16 protein-coding genes are annotated in these 14,851 nt (G+C 70.4%); 6 read left to right on the top strand and 10 right to left on the bottom strand.

All coding sequences use genetic code 11. The features are described 5' to 3' along the window. Positions 1-10 precede the first annotated feature (10 nt). Positions 11-1,489 carry a PAS domain-containing protein gene (locus ABR737_RS27775; RefSeq protein ID WP_502964513.1) on the bottom strand — a complete coding sequence of 493 codons (1,479 nt, stop codon included), beginning with the start codon at positions 1,487-1,489 and terminating at the stop codon, positions 11-13. Positions 1,490-2,066: 577 nt separating this feature from the next. After that, entirely contained in the window at positions 2,067-2,756 is a 690-nt protein-coding gene (pdxH, locus tag ABR737_RS27770) for a pyridoxamine 5'-phosphate oxidase (protein ID WP_502964383.1), read from the bottom strand. Positions 2,757-3,169: 413 nt separating this feature from the next. Here pdxH and ABR737_RS27765 point away from each other — a divergent pair, with 413 nt between their 5' ends. Together ABR737_RS27765 and ABR737_RS27760 are read left to right on the top strand one after the other, a co-directional pair. Next, a complete protein-coding gene (locus ABR737_RS27765; RefSeq protein WP_350253154.1) occupies positions 3,170-4,273 on the top strand; it encodes a citrate synthase 2 in 1,104 nt (367 codons plus the stop codon). A gap of 302 nt (positions 4,274-4,575) precedes the next feature. Continuing rightward, positions 4,576-5,025: a hypothetical protein gene (locus ABR737_RS27760; protein ID WP_350253153.1), complete on the top strand. Its 450-nt coding sequence runs from the start codon at positions 4,576-4,578 to the stop codon at positions 5,023-5,025. Positions 5,026-5,058: 33 nt separating this feature from the next. Here the strand turns inward: ABR737_RS27760 and ABR737_RS27755 are convergent, their stop codons facing one another. Further along, positions 5,059-5,208: a hypothetical protein gene (locus tag ABR737_RS27755; protein WP_350257164.1), complete on the bottom strand. Its 150-nt coding sequence runs from the start codon at positions 5,206-5,208 to the stop codon at positions 5,059-5,061. 53 nt (positions 5,209-5,261) lie between these two features. After that, positions 5,262-6,161: a LysR family transcriptional regulator gene (locus tag ABR737_RS27750; protein WP_350253152.1), complete on the bottom strand. Its 900-nt coding sequence runs from the start codon at positions 6,159-6,161 to the stop codon at positions 5,262-5,264. Between the two features lie 107 nt (positions 6,162-6,268). On the opposite strand from ABR737_RS27750, the gene ABR737_RS27745 reads away from it, so the two are divergent. Then, on the top strand, positions 6,269-6,805 hold the full coding sequence (locus ABR737_RS27745; RefSeq protein ID WP_350253151.1) for an allene oxide cyclase barrel-like domain-containing protein: 537 nt from the start codon (positions 6,269-6,271) through the stop codon (positions 6,803-6,805). A gap of 339 nt (positions 6,806-7,144) precedes the next feature. Here the strand turns inward: ABR737_RS27745 and ABR737_RS27740 are convergent, their stop codons facing one another. From ABR737_RS27740 to ABR737_RS27720, 5 genes are all read right to left on the bottom strand, one after another. After that, a complete protein-coding gene (locus ABR737_RS27740) occupies positions 7,145-7,774 on the bottom strand; it encodes a TetR/AcrR family transcriptional regulator (RefSeq protein ID WP_350253150.1) in 630 nt (209 codons plus the stop codon). Continuing rightward, positions 7,762-8,532: an enoyl-CoA hydratase family protein gene (locus tag ABR737_RS27735; RefSeq protein WP_350253148.1), complete on the bottom strand. Its 771-nt coding sequence runs from the start codon at positions 8,530-8,532 to the stop codon at positions 7,762-7,764. Before ABR737_RS27735 ends, ABR737_RS27740 begins: the two co-directional genes overlap by 13 nt. Continuing rightward, on the bottom strand, positions 8,529-10,154 hold the full coding sequence (locus ABR737_RS27730; RefSeq protein WP_350253147.1) for a 4-coumarate--CoA ligase family protein: 1,626 nt from the start codon (positions 10,152-10,154) through the stop codon (positions 8,529-8,531). The genes ABR737_RS27735 and ABR737_RS27730 overlap by 4 nt, the downstream gene beginning before the upstream one ends. Before the next feature lie 471 nt (positions 10,155-10,625). After that, positions 10,626-10,841 carry a DUF397 domain-containing protein gene (locus tag ABR737_RS27725; protein WP_350253146.1) on the bottom strand — a complete coding sequence of 72 codons (216 nt, stop codon included), beginning with the start codon at positions 10,839-10,841 and terminating at the stop codon, positions 10,626-10,628. Further along, on the bottom strand, positions 10,838-11,695 hold the full coding sequence (locus ABR737_RS27720; RefSeq protein WP_350253145.1) for a helix-turn-helix domain-containing protein: 858 nt from the start codon (positions 11,693-11,695) through the stop codon (positions 10,838-10,840). Before ABR737_RS27720 ends, ABR737_RS27725 begins: the two co-directional genes overlap by 4 nt. 310 nt (positions 11,696-12,005) lie before the next feature. Between ABR737_RS27720 and ABR737_RS27715 the strand changes: the two genes are divergently transcribed. The 3 genes from ABR737_RS27715 (at position 12,006) to ABR737_RS27705 (ending at position 13,557) form a co-directional block, all read left to right on the top strand. Beyond that, complete coding sequence (locus ABR737_RS27715) at positions 12,006-12,374, top strand: ATP-binding protein (protein ID WP_350253143.1); 369 nt, start codon at positions 12,006-12,008, stop codon at positions 12,372-12,374. Next, positions 12,368-12,865, top strand: coding sequence for a hypothetical protein (locus tag ABR737_RS27710; protein WP_350253142.1), 498 nt, complete (start codon positions 12,368-12,370; stop codon positions 12,863-12,865). The genes ABR737_RS27715 and ABR737_RS27710 overlap by 7 nt, the downstream gene beginning before the upstream one ends. A 209-nt stretch (positions 12,866-13,074) precedes the next feature. Next, the gene (locus ABR737_RS27705; RefSeq protein WP_350253140.1) at positions 13,075-13,557 is read left to right on the top strand and encodes a hypothetical protein; all 483 of its coding nucleotides are present in this window, start codon (positions 13,075-13,077) and stop codon (positions 13,555-13,557) included. A gap of 33 nt (positions 13,558-13,590) precedes the next feature. Here ABR737_RS27705 and ABR737_RS27700 read toward each other — a convergent pair whose 3' ends face one another. After that, positions 13,591-14,754, bottom strand: a complete 1,164-nt coding sequence (locus tag ABR737_RS27700; protein ID WP_502964512.1) for an acyl-CoA dehydrogenase family protein — start codon at positions 14,752-14,754, stop codon at positions 13,591-13,593. Between the last annotated feature and the right edge of the window lie 97 nt (positions 14,755-14,851).

The raw sequence follows: 14,851 nt of genomic DNA, 5'->3' as shown, positions 1-14,851 counted from the left end.
ACAGCCCACTTCAGAGCGAGGCCGCGCCCGCGAGGTCGAGGGCCGCGGCGATCCGGGCCGCGACCTCCTCCGCGTAGTCCGCGTCCGCGCGGTCGAAGGGGCGGCGCGCGGGCGCCCGCAGAAACGTCACGACACCGAGCGTGCGACCCCGGCTGCGCAGCACCACACACAGCCCGTGCACGGTGCCGTCCGGCCAGTTGCGGGCGGCCGCCCAGCCCTCCGACGAGGCGGGACCGGCGCTGGTACGCACCGAACCGCCCCGCTCGTACGCCTGGAGCGCCGGATGCCCCGGCACGTACGGCGTGGGGATCCCGGTCGCCGGCAGCCGCTCCGAAGGACCGGGCGAGCCCGCCGGGGAGGCCAGCGTCCGCACCAGCCGGGGTGCGGACCGCCGCGGACGCCGGCTCGTGGCCGCCGGGGAATCCGCCGTCCGCCCGGCGCCGTCCACGTCGGACGCCTCGGCCTCCGCTGCGGCCTCGGCTGCGGGCTCGGCGTCGGACTCCACATCGGGCGCGGCATCAGGCGCGGCATCGGAGGTGTCCTCGTAGGGGGAGGTGTCCTCGTACGGGGAGGGGTCCTCGGCGACCGCCCCGTACGGCTGGGGTGCGGGCGTCGCGGCGAGGTCGACCAGGCCGTGGTCGGCGAAGCCCGCCAGGGCGAAGTCGAGGTGGACCGCGGCGGCCTCGGCCGGGTCAGGGCACTCCGCGGCCGCCCGCCCGGCCCGGTGGAGCTGATGGGCGCGGAAGCGCAGCAGGGAGCTGTCCTGCTCGGCGCGTTTGGCGGCCGTGACGTCCTGGAAGAGCCAGGCCACGCCCAGCGGCACCGGCTCCTCCGCCAGCGGGGAGGCCAGCCGGACGAAGCCGCTGCGCCAGCACCGGCGCGGCAGCTCGGCCTCCTCGGAGCGCAGCGTCACCCACAGCTCGGCGACGGCCGGCGGCGCGCCCTCGGCGAGGACGTGCTGCAGGGCGCACTCCAGCTCCTCGACGCCCTGTGCCAGCAGCTCGCCCAGGGGACGCCCCAGCAGGGCGGTGCGCCCCACCCCCAGGGCGCGGGCGGCGTGTGCGTTGACGACCGCGGGCCGCAGATCGGCGTCGATCAGCACCACGCCCCACGACGCGTCCTCGAACAGCGCCTCGCTGAGCGCGATGGACCGCTCCAGGTCCATCTGGGTGTGCACCTCGCTGAAGGCGCAGTACACCCCCGCGACCCGGCCGTCGGGCCCGCGGACCGCGGAGGCCTGGGTGCGGACGAGCACGCGGTGGCCGTCCTTGGTCAGCAGGGCGAACTCCTGCACCTGGCGGCCCGGGGAGCGCATGGCGGCCGTGAGTGCGGCGTCGATCCCGTCGGCGTCCTCCTTGCGGACCGCCCAGCCGGCCAGACCCGTACGGCCGACGGCTTCGGTGGTGGTCCACCCCAGGATGCGTTCGGCTTCGTGGTTCCAGTGGGTGACCGTGCCGTCCGCGGCGAAGGCGACCAGGGCGGCGTCCATCCCGTCCAGGAGCGCGGCGAGCAGACCCGAGTCATCGGCCTCGTCGGCGGACCAGCGGGCCGCCGACGAGGCGGAAGAAGCTGACGAAGCAGTCACTGGCACCCCTTACGAAACCCGGCCGCACGTGCTCCACCTGGGAACATTCAACTGGAACGTGACACACCCCACAGCCGGTTTGCGGAAATCGTTGCTAACGGGAAATTCCCTTGTGTGCGGCCGACCGTCTTCCTAATGTGTGGAGCACACGAGAAGGGAGGTGGTTCGGCCAATGATTTCGCACCGGACGCGTGAGGTGGCTGCGGGCTAGCGGCCCGTCGCTTCACCCGAAGTGCAGCGCCGGACCAGCGCATACTGCAGATGCGCAGCCGGCCAATCCCAAGCAGTCACCCGACCCGCGGGCTGCCGGTTCGTCCGACCGGCCCTCTGCGCCACCGAGCGCGGAGGAAACAGCCCGCGGGTCGTCTGCGTTCCCCACGCCGTTCCCCCCGCTCGCCGCGTCCTCAAGGCCCCTCAGGTCCCCAGGTCGTCCAGGCCCTCCAGGGCCTGCGCCCCGGGGCTCGGGCCCCGGGCCCCGGCGTCAGGGCGCCAGGCGCTCCACCCGCCAGGACTCGTGCTCGCGCACATACCGCAGCCGGTCGTGCAGACGGTTGAGCCGGCCCTGCCAGAATTCGACCGTTTCCGCGGCGATCCGGTAGCCGCCCCAGTGCGGGGGCGCCGGCACCTGCTCGCCCTCCGGGTAGCGGGCCGCCAATTCCTCGTAGGCCCGCTCCAGTTCCGCGCGCGAGGCGACGGGGGCGGACTGGTCGCTGGCCCAGGCGCCGAGCTGGGAGCCGTGCGGGCGGGTGCGGAAGTAGGCGGCGGTCTCGTCCCGGCCGATGCGTTCCGCGACGCCGGTCACCACGACCTGGCGGGCGAGCGGGTGCCACGGAAACAGCAGCGAAATGGCTGGATTTTCGGCCAGTTCGCGCCCCTTCCGGCTGTTGTAGTTCGTGAAGAACACAAAGCCGCGGTCGTCGAATGCCTTGAGGAGCACGGTCCGTGAACTCGGCCGGCCGTCGGCGTCCGCCGTGGAGACGACCATCGCATTCGGCTCGTGCAGACCGGCCACCGTCGCGTCCTTGAACCAGCGTGCGAACTGGTTGTAAGGGCTGGCGGCGAGGTCGGACTCGACCAGTCCCTCGGCGCGGTAGTGCGCACGCATGGAGGAGGGATCGGGGGTCTCGGCATGAGGCGCGTCGGCTGGGTGCACGGCCTCATCTTGCAGCATCGGATCCGGCGCGGTCAGCCGGGAAGGGCGGAAGTCTGCCCCTCGTCGACCTGGCGTAACCCTCCCGTCGGCGGATCGACCGTTGTGCCGAGTCTCACCCCTCCTGACAGGTGGGAGACCCCCCAGAATGAGGGAGCGCCCCACTGTGGCCTCCGGACGGGGAGAGCTATCGTGTCCGTCCGGCCCGATGGGACGCACCACACCGCACCTGCCCGCCCGCGGTCCGACCCACTGCGGGCAAGACCGCCGCGTGACCCACGCCCTGGCGGGGCATCACCGGCGTGACCGGTACGGACCGCGAGCTGCCCGGCGCAGCCGCGTAACCGCGCCGGCACCGCACCGCACGCCTAAGACTCGACCGCACGGCAGCCGGTCACGGACCGTTTGCCGTCCCCATTTTGAGGAGCTGCCTGATGTCCGACTTCGTACCCGGACTCGAGGGAATCATCGCGTTCGAGACGGAGATCGCCGAACCGGATAAGGAAGGCGGCTCGCTCCGCTATCGCGGGGTCGACATCGAAGATCTCGTCGGGAAGGTGTCCTTCGGAAATGTCTGGGGGCTGCTGGTCGACGGGGCCTTCAACCCGGGTCTGCCGCCCGCCGAGCCGTTCCCGATTCCCGTGCACTCCGGTGACATCCGGGTCGATGTGCAGTCGGCGCTCGCCATGCTCGCGCCCGTGTGGGGCCTGAAGCCGCTGCTGGACATCGACGAGGCGACGGCCCGTGACAACCTTGCCCGCGCCGCGGTGATGGCCCTGTCGTACGTGGCCCAGTCGGCGCGCGGGCCGGGCCTGCCGATGGTGCCGCAGAAGGAGATCGACACGGCGGAGACCGTCGTGGAGCGCTTCATGAAGCGCTGGCGCGGGGAGCCCGACCCCCAGCACGTCAAGGCCGTCGACGCCTACTGGACCTCGGCCGCCGAGCACGGCATGAACCCCTCCACCTTCACCGCCCGGTCCATCGCCTCCACGGGCGCGGATGTGGCGGCCGCGCTGTCCGGCGCGGTCGGCGCGATGTCGGGTCCGCTGCACGGCGGCGCGCCGTCCCGGGTCCTCGGCATGATCGAGGAGATCGAACGGTCCGGCGACGCCTCCGCGTACGTCCGGCGGGCGCTGGACGCGGGCGAGCGGCTGATGGGCTTCGGCCACCGCGTCTACCGCGCCGAGGACCCGCGGGCGCGGGTGCTGCGGCGGACCGCCAAGGACCTGAACGCCCCGCGCTTCGAGGTCGCCGAGGCCCTGGAGAAGGCCGCGCTGGAGGAGCTGCGCAGCCGCCGCCCCGACCGGGTGCTGGCCACCAACGTCGAGTTCTGGGCGGCCATCGTCCTGGACTTCGCCGAGGTCCCGGCGCACATGTTCACCTCGATGTTCACCTGCGCCCGTACGGCCGGCTGGAGCGCGCACATCCTGGAGCAGAAGCGGACGGGCCGACTGGTCCGGCCGTCGGCCCGGTATGTGGGGCCGGCGGCGCGCGGCCCGGAGGAGATCGCGGGGTTCGGGGACATCGCCCCTCGCTGACCGCTGCGCTTGGCTGTTGTCCCACGTTGTCGGCTGTCTCGCCGTGGTTGGGCTCGCCGTTGTTCCCCCACTGCCTAAAGGGCGTGGGAGGTACCCCCAGCGGCGGGCGGGTCCGCTGCGCGGGGCTGTCGGGTGCCGGTGAGGGACGGGAAAGGCTGGTGGGGGGGGCGAACGTGGCTGCTCGGGCGGGAGTCGGCCGGGGAGGGCGAGAACTAGGATCGCCTCTCCTGCGGATCGTCCGGATCGCGCTCCTGGTGGTGGGAGCGGTTGTCGCGCCCTTCGTCGGGTTTGTTCTCGGCGCGATGGCTGCCGCCGTCCTCGCAAGGTCACTGACCGGTGACCCGGCCGCCGTGGACACGGCGATCCCGCTGGTCGGCATCGGCGGAGCTGCTGCCGCCGTCATCGGCTGGACCAGGCTGCTGCACCTCGCGCACCACCGGCACCTGCGACGGCTGCGCCGCTCCGGCCCGGCCCTGGAGGGGAGGGTCGTCGCGGCGCGCACCTCGTTTGCCAAGAACCCGCGGGGCCCGGGCCACTGGACGGTGCGGCTCAAGGTGGCCTGGACGGAGCCCAGCAACGGACGCACACACGAGGCAAGCAAGGCCTTTCGGTTCTCCGAGCGGAACGGCGAGGGCGCCCGCGACTTCCAGCGTCGCCACCGCGCCGAGTCGGCGATCGGCGTGCTGCCCGGTCGGCGGCGCGGGTTCTTGCTCGACGTCCCGGAGCTGCCCGCCTGGTGGGATCGCCGGTAGCACCCTCTTCAGCCCGGTCACGCCCAAGAGCAGCTAACCGTTGCCTGGGGGGAGCGCCTTGATGTACGCGGCAGCATGGGACTGGTGGCGGGCGACCAGAACCAGATGCCGTTTGCGGCCGTTGATCTCCTTGCCCGCTCCACAGCTGCGGCTGCTCTTGCCGACCGTCTCACAGGCCTTCACGACTGCGACCCGAGCGGGAAGCCGTCGTGGGCAACTGAGGCCGGAACGGGTCTTCAGCGCTTTTCCTCGGGCTTGCCGGTACTCCAGTTCCAGCTGGTGAGGGTGGTGCGCATCAGCCGGGCGGCGGTCGGCAGGTGGCTGCCTGCGCCCCAGCACAGGGTTACCGTGCGACGGCAGTCGGGGCTGTCGACGGGTATCCAGGCGAGGGCAGTACGTGTGGCCTTGGGGCGGGCGAACGAGGGAACGAGAGCGATGCCGAGTCCCGCGCTGATCAGGTCCGCGATAGCGCTGTGCTCGTCGCTTTCGCAGACGATCTTCGGGGTGAGGCCTCGGGCGGCGAAGAGCTGATCGAGCAGTCGGCGTAGCCAGTGTCCCTCGCGGGCGGTGACGAAGGGCTGGTCGGCGAGTTCGTGGATGCTCACGGACGTACGGCCTGCAAGTGGATGATCGAGTGGCATGCCCACCCCCACTGCCTCGTCGAACAGTGGCACTGTTTCCAGGCCCTCGGCGTGGATCGGCTGCGAAGCGACACACAGGTCGACATCCTGGCCCCGCAGGCGGCGGGCCATGTCCTCGGCCGGCGACCAGTGGAGCTCGACTTCGACAGCGGGATGGGCGCGCTTGTAGGCCGCCAGTGGGCCGGTGAGGGTGAGGAAGGTTTCCGACGCCAGTCTCACGGTGCCCAGGCCGTCGCTGGTGGCCTCGGCGACGGCGCGTTGTCCGGCCTGGAGTTCACCGAGAGCGCGTTCGACGTGATCACGGAAGAGCTTGCCCGCGTCGTTCAGCCGGAGCCGATTGCTCCGGTCGAAAAGCGGTGCACCCAATTCGCTCTCCAGCCGGGCGATGGTGCGACTCAGCGACGGCTGCGCGACGTGCAGTTCGTCGGCTGCCCGGCTGAGGTGTTCCAGCCGGGCCACCGCCAGGAATTGCCTGAGCGAGTTCAGCTCCACCATACCTCCGAAACTATGCCGCCATAGCGATATTGATCTTAGACAAGATAACTCACCAGTCATAGCGTCGAGGTGTTCGCATACAGAGATCACAGCGAGGAGAAACCACCATGGTTACCAGCAGTCCGGGAACCGCTGGCGTGCGTCGGGGGGAGCGGGGGAACAGCAACCCAAGAGCGGCGCTCATAAAGCTCTTTGCGGTATCGCTGGTCACCGCTCTGGTCGGCGTCTGTGCTGTTGGCAGCGCAGACGCCGATACCCCGGAAGGGGGACAAGCCGATGTCCTCGAACTCAAGATTCAGAACGATCAGCACGCGACTACTGATCTCGGCCCGGCAGGGCCAAGCTTGGGCGATATGGACGTCTACTCCGGCACCGTCATAAGGAACGGCCGCAGAGTCGGACGTGGAGGCGGGTCGTGTCAGGTCGTTCACATCAATGGCAAAGACCTCACGATGCAGTGCTTGATCACGATAGAACTTGAGCGCGGCTCTCTGACAATGCAGTCGCTCTGGGGCAGCGGAAAAAGCTCGCTGGACATGGCCATCACCGGCGGCACGGGCATCTACAGCAATGCGCGGGGTACAGCTCGCTACTGGGACATCGCGACGCCGAATGAGAGGTTGCGGGCCGAAATCTTGCACTGATATGTGCAGCGAATTCCCGAGCCCGGAGCCGTGAGGCGAGCCGCGTCGGGCGATGACTGGTTTGATCTCTGCCACAGCGATGCCGACGAATGCGCCGGCCAGGACACGGATATCTTCCGCGGGTGCCGACCGCGTCGAGGGGGACGCGGTGGAGCCGGGCTCGGTCCCGGCTCCACCGGGCGAAGTGCCGGTGGCCCGTCTGCCGGCACGGGCCGAAGACGCACCGGAGCCGTCGCCACGTACGGCCCCGCGCGACGGGCCCGGCCGCCGTTGGGGGTACCTCCCACGCCCTTTAGGCAGTGGGGGAGCAACGGCGAGACGCCAACGGGGGAAGGCGCCCTACCCGGCAGGGGCAAGCACGGCGTCAATGATCTTCGCCCACTGCTCGACGACCCGGTCGCGACGGGTCTTGTCATCGGTCAGCAGGTTGGCGAGGCCCAGGCCGCGGGCCATGTCGAGCAGGCCCTGGACGGTTTCCCGTACGCCGGGCACGGTCTCGTCGGCGTCGAGCAGGGCCACCGCCGTGCGGTGCGCCTCGCGGCCGACCTTGGCCTCCAGGGCGGTGACCCGGTCGCGTAGCTGCTCCTCGTCGGAGGCGGCGACCCACAGGTGCAGCGCGGCGCGGAACAGCGGGCCCGTGTAGAGGCCGACCAGCTCCTCGACGATGATCCAGGTGCGGGCCACGGAGCCGGCCGGCGGCAGATTGCGGGCGACGGCCTTGACCGCGCCCTGCCGCTTCTCCGCGACGTGTTCGACGGCCGCCGTGAAGAGGTCTTCGCGGGTGCGGAAGTGGTGCTGCGCCGCGCCCCGCGAGACGCCCGCGCGCTCGGCGACCACGGAGACCGTGCTGCCGCTCCAGCCGCGCTCAGCGAGGCAGGAGACGGCGGCCTCCAGCAGTTTGAGGCGGGTGGCGCGGCTGCGTTCCTGCTGGGGCTGTTTGGGGCCGCGGGCCGGGGTCACCGCGCCCATGCCGGGGCCCGCCGTTCCAGGAAGGCGGTCATGCCCTCGCGGGCCTCGGCGGAGCCGAAGAGCCGCGCGGACTGTTCGGCGAGCGCTTCGGTGTCGCGGTCGAAGGCGGCCAGCACTTCGGCGGTGACCAGCTTCTTCGACTCGGCCAGGCCCTGTGGTGAGCCCTTGCGCAGCCCGTCCAGTACGGGGGCGAGGCCGCTGTCGACATCGTCGGCCGCGAGGGTGACCAGGCCGATCCTGGCCGCCTCCGCCGCGCCGAACTTCTCGCCGGTCAGGTAGTAGCGGCCCGCGGCGCGCGGGTCGAGCCGCGGCAGCAGCGGCAGGGAGATGACGGCGGGGGCGAGGCCGAGTCGGGCCTCGGTGAACGCGAAGGTGGTGTCCGGGCCCGCCACGGAGATGTCGCAGGCGCCGAGCAGGCCGAGGCCCCCGGCCCGGGCGTGTCCGGTGACCCGGGCGACGACCGGTTTGGGCAGCGCCACGATGCTGCGCAGCAGCCGGGCCAGGCCGAGCGGCCCGTCCGTCGCGGCGCCCGCGGTGGCCTCGGAGAGGTCCGCGCCGGCGCAGAACGTGCCGCCGGTGTGGGTGAGCACGACGGCGCGGGTGGCGTCGTCGGCGGCGGCGTCGGCGAGGGCCTGGCCGAGTTCGGCGACCAGGCGGGTGGAGAGGGCGTTGCGGTTGTGCGGGGAGTCCAGGGTGAGGGTGGTGATGCCGTGCTCGTGGGAGCGCGGGATCAGGGGCGTGGCGGGTGCGTCGGTCATCGGGGCGTCGAACTCCTTTCCCTGGCGCGCAGTTCGCGCCGCAGGATCTTTCCGGTGGTGGCGCGCGGCACGCTCTCCAGGAATTCCACGCGGCGCACTTTCTTGTAGGGGGCGACCTGATCGGCAACGTACGCGATGACCTCGTCCTCGCTCAGGCTGGCCCCCCGCTGCCGGACCACGAACGCCTTGGGCACCTCGTTGCCGTCCGCGTCCACGACGCCGATGACCGCCGCGTCGGCGATGGCGTCATGCCCGAGCAGCAGCGCTTCGAGATCGGCGGGGGCGACCTGGTAGCCCTTGTATTTGATCAACTCCTTGACGCGGTCGACGACATACAGCCAGCCGTCGTCGTCCGTCCGCCCGACGTCTCCGGTGTGCAGCCAGCCGTCGGGATCGATCATCGCGTCGGTTTCGGCCGGCCGCCCCAGATAGCCCTTCATCACCTGCGGGCCGCGGATCAGGACCTCGCCGCTCTCCCCCGGCGGCACGTCCTCGCCGGTCGCCAGGGACACCAGGCGCATCTCGGTGTTGGGGATCAGCTTGCCGACGGCGCCGGGCGGCGGGTTCGGTGCGTCGAGAGGGACGCAGTGCGTGCCCGGCGACAACTCGGTCATGCCGTACGCCTGCAGGACCGGCGGCAGGCCGAGCCGCCGGGAGCAGGCCGCCGCCAGCTCGGCGTCCAGGGGCGCCGCGGCGGAGACGAGGTAGCGCAGGGAGGAGAGGTCGTAGTCGGCGACCAGCGGGTGTTTGGCGAGGGCGAGGACGATCGGGGGCGCGACGTAGACGGCCGTGATGCGGTGCTTCTCGATCGCGGCGAGGAACTGCCGCAGGTCGAATCGGGGCAGCACCACGACGGTGGCGCCGTTGCGCAGCGGGGCGTTCATCAGGGCGGTCAGCCCGTAGATGTGGAAGAAGGGCAGCACCGCCAGCACCCGGTCGCCCGGGCCGCTGGAGACCAGCGGGGTGAGCTGGGCGAGGTTGGTGGCGATGCTGCGGTGGGTGAGCATCACGCCCTTGGGGGTGCCGGTGGTGCCGGAGGAGTAGGGCAGGACGGCCAGGTCGTCGGCCGGGTCGAGGATGACGGACGGTTCCGGGTCGGTGCAGGCGACGAGGTCCTGTACGGAGCGGTGGCCCTCGGCCCGGTCGCAGACGAAGATCTCGGCGATCCCGCCGGCCTGCTGTGCGGCGGCGCGCGCGGTGTCCAGCAGCCCCGATACGGTCACGATCCAGCGGGCTCCGGAGTCGCCGAGCTGCTTGGCGAACTCGCCCTCGGTGGCCAGCGGATGGACGGTGGTGACCGCCGCCCCGCAGCGCGAGGCGGCGTAGAAGACGACGGGGAAGAGCACGCTGTTCGGGCTGTGCAGGGCCAGCACCTCGCCCTTGCGGACCCCGGCCGCGGCGAGGGCGGCCGCGAGCCTGCGGGTGAAGTGGTCCAGCCGGTCGTAGCCGAGGGTGGTGCCGTCGAGGCCGTCGATCAGGGCGGGCCGGTCGCCGTACTCCGCCGCCCGCCCGAGGACGGCCTCGTGGATCGGCAGCTCTACGGGCGCGACGTCGGCGTACTCGCTGCGGAACACGTGGGACGCGGGGGACGCGTGGGAAGCGTGGGACGCGTGGGACACCATGCCGGGGCCTTTCCCTTCGAGGGTGGGTGCGGCGGGGCGGGGCGGGTACGGGCGGGGCGGTACAGGTCCGCCCCGTCGGCCGCTCGGACGGTCTTCGGCTGCCGGCCGGCACGAGCAGCAGCATGGCGCACTCAGTACGACTTGGGCAGTCCCAGTGACCGGTGCGAGACGTGAGGGAGAACCGTCTCGCGGCTGACCGACGCGGTTCCGCACCGGATGTGGTTCGGCGTCTCTAAAGGGACTCCTGCGCACATGAGTTCCATCCCCTCGCGGCACTGCACTAGCGGCCTTCAGAGAGTGACAGCGACACCAAGAACAATCAAGCGTGCTTGCATAATTTGCCGCGCACGCCAAGGTCCCGCCCCATCACGTTCCAGACGGCCATCCCGTCCCGTAGGCTCCACGGCACCAGTACGGCAAACGGCCCGCCCCGAATACCCCGGGACAGGCCGTTCCATCACTGCTGTTCGACTACTGCTTGAACCGGCCCTCGCTGACCGCGTCAACGAAGCCGGCCACCTGAGTGCGGCTCAGCAGCAGCGCGGGCCCGTTCGGGTTCTTGCTGTCCCGCACCGCGACCGACTCGCCGTCGACGATGCCGAACTCGACGCACTGTGCACCGGTGTCGGACCGCGACGACTTCCACCAGTCCACGGCAAGCGTCGAGGCGTCGTCAATGTGGCTCATACTTGATCCCTTATCTCTGCGATGCGATCGGCGGATGCCTCGACCGGCAACGCTGCTGCGCGCAGTCGCTCGAAAGCGTCCTGGTAGACGCCCACCTGTTCCCGTTCCTCCACGTAGAGGGCAGAGGTCAGGCTTTCCGTGTGGACGACATCGAGGTCTGGATGCCCCTCGAATCCGAGGACCGAAAACGACCCCAGTTGCCCAACGTGGGGTGGCGAGTCCGTCGGCAGAATCTGAATGTTGATGTTGGGTCGCCTGCTCAGTGAGTGCAGACGCGACAGCTGATCGTGCATCACACCCTCGCCGTTGCCACGCGTACGTAGCGCGCCCTCGGCGATGATCGCCCACAGATCGAGCGGCTGTTCACGAGTCAGCACGCTTTGGCGTGCGAGACGCACCTCGACCAGAGCATCGATTCTGCCCTCGACAGCGGCCGACATCGCCGTTGCCGTGATGATCTCCCGAGCGTATTCGCCCGTGTGCAACAGCCCGGGAATGGCACCCATCTGCCATGTACGAATGTTCGTCGCCTCAGCCTCGAGGCTGATCAAGTCTTCATAGACCGGAGACACTACGCCGCGGTAGCTGTGCCACCACCCGCGCCGTGCGCCCTCGCGCGTGAGGGCGAGCAGGGCGGCGCGCAACTCCTCGTCGTCCATGCCGTACAGATCGAGCAACATCTCAACGTCGGCCGGCTTGGCCGCGCTCCGGGCAGTCTCGATGCGAGACAGCTTGGGAACGTTGATGCGGCCGGCCGACTTCTCGGCGACCTCTTCGAGCTTGAGGTCGAGGGCGTCCCGCAACGCGCGCAGCTTGGTGCCGAGCCTGCGTCGGCGGACCGTTGGTGCGCTCACGTACCCCTCCATTCCTGAGTCCTGGCCGACAGTCTGCCGCTTGGACTCCAACCATGTCACCTGGCAAACCCCCAGTACGACGGGCAATCTCGCGGCCATATGCAAATTCTCATTTCACCCTTGAGGGGGTTGCACATCAGATGTGAAGGAGAGCACTCTGATCTGACGAAAAGTGACCGTGCCAGCCGTTGGCGTCACGAAGCGCTGCGCTGCTTGGCACTGCCTGTAGGGAGTTTGCATGGCGACCATGCGGCCTTATGCATTACAGGAAGCGTGCTGTCACCCGCCGTCCGAGGTGCCGAGACAGGCGGTGATCCCCAGTAGCCCAGAAGCACCCACCGCGGCCCGTCGCTTCGTCTCCGAGGTCCTGGCGCAACACACCCCGAACCTCGCCGAGTCGACAGTCGACGACGTACGGCTCATCACCTCCGAGATGGTGACGAACGCCTACCGCTACGGGACCGAACCGGGCGACTCCGTACTCGTCGTCATCGTGCCCACGATCGAACTGGTGCGGGTCGAGGTCCACGACCCGCGCCGCAAACGCCCCGAGTACAAGCCCGAGTCCGTCACTCGGGCCCGCGGTCGTGGCCTATTCATCCTGGACGCCCTTGCAAAGCGGTGGGGTGTCGACGACCGGCCGTTCGGCAAAATCGTGTGGGCGGAGGTGGCGTGTTGACCGTCACTCCACGCCCCGTCCGGGCCATACCGGGCCCCGGGTTCATCGCCCGCGTTGTCGTGTCGACGTGGATCGAGTGCGTGCGAAATGTCGAGGATGCCGTTCCATGGCTGCTGATTGGCCATCCCTCCCCGCGGCCTCTGGTCGAGACGCGCGAGACCGTCGAGGACGGCCTCTTGGGTATGGCCGATGCGATGGAGCTGTCGCACCTCGACGAACTCGTACCGGACATCGGTGATCGCCTGCTGATCGGCGGGCGCATCACAGCCCTTGACTACGGTCACCCGATGTTCGTACTCGAAGTGCCCAAACCATCGGCGCAGTGGCGCGAGCTGGTCGCCCGCGGTGGGCACGCGTGCGTGACGCTCTGCCTCGACCCGATCCCGGCAGGCGTCGGCCGGGATGCCGTCGAGGCGTGCCTCTCGCGCTCGATGGCTAACGGGCGGGCCCTCATGGGTGCCGCATCCGCGCGCGTCGGTAGTCGGCCCTAGACCGGCCGGGTCAGCGACGCCAACGTTCCACCTTCCGCGGCCTCCGGCCCCGGCCACCCCCGGGTTGGCCGGGGCCTCCCCATGCTTGAAACGCAAACGGCCCCGACACCCCTTCCCCAGATACGGTCGGCAGGGACGCCACCGGACCGCTCCGCGAGGCCCGGGATCGCATCCGCGAGCTGCTGGCAACGTAGGGAGACACGGAGAGCATGACCACCATCGCCGTTACCGGCCACATGGACCTCACCGAGAGCACTGTGCCCCTGGTGCAGGAGGCACTGCGGAAACTGCTGCGTGAGCACCGCGCGGGCGAGTTGACCGGGGTCACCTGCCTGGCACGCGGCTCCGACACCCTGTTCGCCGAGGCGGTCGTCGAAGCCGGCGGGCGTCTGGTCGTCGTCCTGCCCTCGCTGGACTACCGGCAGGCGAAGGTCAAGCCCGATCATGCCGCTGCCTTTGACCGATTGGCCGCTGCTGCCGACGTGGTGACCATGCCGTACGACACGGCGAACCGGGAAGCGTACGGAGCGGCCAACAGCGAACTGCTCAAGCGGGCCGACCGGCTTGTGGCGGTGTGGGACGGCGTGCCCTCCACGGGGAAGGGCGGCACCGCCGACACCGTGGAGCTGGCCCGCGATGCCGGGCTGCCGGTTGATGTCGTATGGCCGGGTGGGGCGGAGCGCGGTGTCTGAGGGCGCCGGCCCGGCACCGGCAGCATGGCGTACTCAGTACGACTTGGGCAGGCCCAGTGACTGGTGCGAGATGTAGTTGAGGATCATTTCGCGGCTGACCGGGGCGATTCGCGCCACCCGGGCGGCGGTGATCAGGGAGGCGAGGCCGTACTCCTGGGTGAGGCCGTTGCCGCCGAGGGTGTGGACGGCCTGGTCGACGGCGTGGACGGCGGCCTCGGCTGCCGCGTACTTGGCCATGTTGGCGGCCTCGCCCGCGCCCATGTCGTCGCCCGCGTCGTAGAGGTGCGCCGCCTTCTGCATCATCAACCGGGCGAGTTCCAGCTCGATATGGGCCTGGGCGAGAGGGTGGGCGAGGGCCTGGTGGGCACCGATGGGCTCCTTCCACACCTGGCGGGTACGGGCGTAGTCGAGGGCCCGGCCGAGGGCGTATCGGCCCATTCCCAGGGCGAAAGCGGCGGTCATGATCCGCTCCGGGTTGAGTCCCGCGAAGAGCTGGAGGAGTCCGGCGTCCTCGTCGCCGACCAGCGCCTCGGCGGGCAGCCGGACCTCGTCCAGGGTCAGTGCGAACTGCTTCTCCGGGGCGGCGAGTTCCATCGCGATCGGGCTGCGGCCGAAGCCGGGGGTCTCGCGCGGCACGATGAACAGGCTTGGCTTGAGGCGGCCGGTGCGGGCGTCCTCGGTGCGGCCGACGATCAGGGTCGCATCGGCGATGTCGACGCCCGAGATGAAGACCTTGCGGCCGTTGAGGACCCAGTCCGTGCCGTCCTTGCGGGCGGTGGTCGTGATGCGGTGCGAGTTGGACCCGGCGTCCGGCTCGGTGATGCCGAAGGCCATCTTGCGGGAGCCGTCGGCGAGGCCGGGCAGCCAGGTCCGCTTCTGCTCCTCGGTGCCGAAGCGGGCGATGACCGTGCCGCAGATGGCGGGCGAGACGACCAGCATCAGGAGTGGACAGCCGGCGGCGCCCAACTCCTCCAGGACGAGGGAGAGTTCTACGATGCCGCCGCCTCCCCCGCCGTACGCCTCGGGGAGGTTGACGCCGAGGTAGCCCAGCTTGGCGGCCTCCGCCCAGAGTTCGTCGGTGTGCGTGCCCTCGGCCACGACGCGGGTGACGTAGTCGCGGCCGTAGCGCTTGCCGAGCGCGGCGACGGCGTCGCGCAGGGCGCGCTGTTCCTCGGTCTCGATCACAGGGTTGCTCATGGCACTGCTCATGACGGCTCCTTGTGTGCGGTGGGTGAGGTCGGGGGGGAGGTCGGGGGGAGGTCCGGGGGATGCCCGGGGGGGGATGTCGGGGGGA

Source organism: Streptomyces sp. Edi2 (assembly GCF_040253635.1).
Classification (GTDB): domain Bacteria; phylum Actinomycetota; class Actinomycetes; order Streptomycetales; family Streptomycetaceae; genus Streptomyces.
This window is presented reverse-complemented; position numbering and strand designations above follow the sequence as displayed.